This window comes from Micromonospora sp. NPDC051296 (assembly GCF_040682255.1).
Classification (GTDB): Bacteria; Actinomycetota; Actinomycetes; order Mycobacteriales; family Micromonosporaceae; genus Micromonospora; species Micromonospora craterilacus.
This window is the reverse complement of record NZ_JBFBAO010000636.1, coordinates 1-1,732: the sequence shown is the minus strand read 5'-3', so window position 1 is coordinate 1,732 and position 1,732 is coordinate 1. Positions and strand designations below refer to the sequence as shown.

Annotated in this window: 1 protein-coding gene; it reads right to left on the bottom strand. The window is 64.2% G+C overall.

The window, feature by feature from the left end:
• Positions 1 to 202: 202 nt before the first annotated feature.
• On the bottom strand, positions 203 to 1,732 hold a 1,530-nt coding region (locus AB0M52_RS33720), incomplete at its 5' end, for a hypothetical protein (RefSeq protein WP_363961917.1).

Here is a 1,732-nt window from a genome sequence, read left to right as displayed (position 1 = left end):
CAAACAGGCCAAGATCTCACGACGTCGGCGGGCGACCTACCCACCATTTTCACGCCTGCGCGGCGTCCCCAAAAGACCGGCTGACTTGGACAGTTGCCGTTCGCGCATAACGGCAACTGTCCAAGATCTCGCGTGGACGGGGCCCGGTTACCCGCAAGGGGTTCATCTGTGGATTCGCCGCGGCCTGGCGTGAGCCTCGCCATCAACCAATTGGCCGGCTTACGGCATGCGCGGCGGCACGCAGCAATGGCGCACGACTAACGAGTGCCGTATGGGCAGCCGTCGCCTCCACCTCCGGTAGCGCCCGGGAGGCGGCCCGGCTGAGCACCGCCGTCGCCCGGAGCGCCTGGTAGCGCGCAACGCGGGTGTAGGCGGGCAGTTCGGCGACGACTCCCGGTGGCAATTCGAGCGGCTCACCGGGACGCGGCCGGCGCCAGGCGCCCCCGACCGTCCTGTCGAACATACGGTGGGCGGCCTTGTTGCACGCCTTCAACTGGTCCTGATAGGTGGAGTCCTCCTTGAGTTCGATACCGACAAAGCCGATGGTGACTTGTGGCTTCGCGATTACATTGACTCTCACGTTGCCATTGATGGAAACGTCGGTCACCGCGCAGCCCACCTGGACGTCAAAATTCGCCGATGTGGCGGCGGTGCCCAGGCGCAAGTCGGCGTCGCTGCATGTGTACGAGATGCTCACCTCGCGATCGCCGTACTGCGCATCCCGACCCACATAGGTTTCGGCCGTCACGTGAACCTTGAGGTTGCCGTTTCCACTGATTGGCTGTCCGGCCAGCGTCCACGCGGCCCGTGGTGCGCGGTACCGCTGCGTCTCCAGCCGCAGGGTGATGCTCTCGTCACGGCCGACAACCTCGTAGCTGTAGTCCCGATCCGAGAAGCAGCAGTCGGGCACGATCGAGCAGAGTGCCATTTGGGCGGCACTCGGCCGAAACGTGCCGCTCGTCAGGGTCGTGGCGCTGTCTACCGCAAGGGTGCCGGATATCCGGGCCCGGTAATCACGGTCGACAGGGATGACAGTGGCGGAGTGGTTGTTGGACCAGTATGCCTGGACTCGGACATCGTTTACCCACGCTGCCTGCTTGATGCTGCCGGAAACCGCTGCGTCAGCGATCTCGCCGACCTCGGCCCGTTGGCAGTACCAGCCGTCGCCCTCCGGATCGGTGAACATCTCGACCAGTTCATGACTGAGCGTACGCATCGTCAACTCAGGGTCGTTGAAGAAGCGAACCCACGCAACCCAGTAGTAATCACGGTCGAGGAAGTCCTGATCGAAGTCGCTTGTGTGTGCGCCGTCAGCGATCGAGGTAGCGAAGCCCTCCGGCATCAGCACCACGAACGCGATCCGCCCCTCGTCAGGGTCAGGAAAAACGTCGGCGTCGATGAGGTCATCGATCAGGTCCGGCACCGCCTCCTGGTCCTCGTCCTTGTTGAAGGCCGCGGGCGGTGGCGGCTCGGTGCAGATCAGCGAGCCACGCCACGAGGGGCGGGCGATCCCGTACTGGGCCAGCTCACTGAAATAGTCGCTGGCCAGCAGCGACTGGGTGCGGCTGTCGATGAGCGTCCTTCGGGCCGATCCCTCTTTCGTCTGCCACCAGCTGCCCCAATAGATCAGCTGAACGGGCAGGCCGGTGCCGATCGGGCCGCCGTGGAAATTCACAGAGCTACCGGGCAGCTTGTGATCGGCAAAGACCAGGGCAGGCACATTTGGATGCGA